This window comes from Sunxiuqinia sp. sy24, assembly GCF_052677165.1.
Genome location: NZ_JBQYLH010000041.1, coordinates 1 through 1753 on the forward strand (window position 1 = coordinate 1; position 1753 = coordinate 1753).

The following is a 1753-nucleotide window of genomic DNA, read 5'->3' on the forward strand; positions in this document are numbered from 1 at the left end:
AACGTTAAGAATAAACGGACTTTTTAATGCCGTTTATTTAGTGTTAGATGTATGTGCCTTTTTAAATTTGTAGCTATTTATTTCTTGTGTTGATTATATACGGATTTCGATTTTTACCATTTTCTTCCTTCACTCGTTTATTTTTTTGTTCCATTGCTTTTTATTTCAGTTGTTTAATTGGTTGCTATCTATTTTTCTTATTCTCCCTGTTTTTCTTTAATTTCTTTCACTAAAGAGCATACCTCTCCCATACTGGCTAAGCTGCACTTCTTTTTTTCATCAATTCTTTACGAATTACAATATGTTGAGAGTTCTTTTTACTTCCCGTTTTCTTATTGATCCAATAGCGTACCTGAAACCAGGTGTGGATGTATTCCATTTCCCGGTTACAGAATTCACAATTCTTTTCATCATCCATTTCAGGGATAGTCGTTTCTTCACAAGGTTCAGGTTCTTGATACAGGTATTCATCGGGACAATTCCCTTTATTGGAATACAACCCATAATACCTTACCATACGGGAGTAAGGCTCCGGTACATGTTGCAACAACCTTGGAAAGAAATCACGGTAATGCAATTCCTCTTCTTTTTCCATCGGTTTTTTGTCTGCATCCCTGTCTTTGTAATCTTTGTAACGAAATGCGATATATTCACCTTCCATTTTGGTAATCTTGTATTCGCTGATACAGGCGCGCTTCGAATATCGCCCAATGTAACGGATCACTTTCCCCGGGTGGCTGATCGGTTCTTCCAGGTGGATAACCCATGAATTCTTATTAATCGATTTTATAAACCGAATGAAATCAGTCCTGTCCTGAAAATCATTCAATAAGAGATCCTTATCAAACATGGCAACGAGTTCATCTTCAAACTTACACCGGAACTTCTTTTTCAAGAATTTGTAATTGACAAACTCATCCTCTTTCAGTTGTACCAACTCTTCGGATTTTTGATGAACGCCTCCCCAGGAAACGATCATGTGAACGTGGGGGTGGTAGTTTTTTAACTCGCCGAAAGTATGAGAAACCGAAACGACTCCGATCTTCAACCGGTGTTTGTTTCCGATCCAATCGCTAAAAGTAGCGGCTGCAGAACGCTGTAAGGCCCCAAGGAGTATGCGACTGTTTTGTTTGATCAGCGGAATCAGCGAATGAGGCAGGGTGCAGACGACATGGCGGTGCTCAATGTTCAACATACGGTATTTAACCTTCTCTGCCCAATCCACCGTCTCTTTCCAACTGCATGTGGGACAGAAACGATGCTTACAACTGTGGAAAACCTCCTTGATCTCTCCGCACTCCGGACAGGCATAAACATCAACGCCTAAAACAGGCGTCCGGCAAACCCTCAAGGCATTGACAGCCTTAAAATGTTCGGGTTTTATAGGTTTCTTGGGAGATTGAACATAGCTATCCCAATGGGCATTGAAAAAATCCGCCAACCGGAATTTCTTCTCCGGAATGGATTCTCCTGGAATGATATGTTTTTGCGGTTCCCCCATTCAGAAATCCTCATTATTCAAATGCCATTGTGTCATCTGACTCTGACCAAATTCGGTCAGAAGCTCTTTCCCCCTGGCTCCACAAACAGGACAAACCGGAATGTGTTCAAACTCAAGCTTCCAGGTTGTTTCATTCAAGCGGGGAGTGCCTACTTCGTAATCAAAAACTCTTCTGCATTCTCCACATTTTAGGTTGACTATCATTATTGTAAGTTGTTGGTTATGTGTGCTATGCGTAGCATTACATCTAAC

2 protein-coding genes are annotated in these 1753 nt (G+C 40.8%); both read right to left on the minus strand.

Annotated features, from left to right (window positions below; all coding sequences use genetic code 11):
* Positions 1–256: 256 nt before the first annotated feature.
* A complete protein-coding gene (locus tag ACUNWA_RS18985) occupies positions 257–1501 on the minus strand; it encodes an IS91 family transposase (RefSeq protein ID WP_445593504.1) in 1245 nt (414 codons plus the stop codon).
* Positions 1502–1753: hypothetical protein (locus tag ACUNWA_RS18990; RefSeq protein ID WP_445593505.1), on the minus strand; the 252-nt coding region annotated here is incomplete at its 5' end.

Excerpts from the sequence above, each read along its gene's own strand:
- ACUNWA_RS18985 (WP_445593504.1), bottom strand. The coding sequence starts at position 1,501 with ATGGGGGAACCGCAAAAACATATCATTCCAGGAGAATCCATTCCGGAG.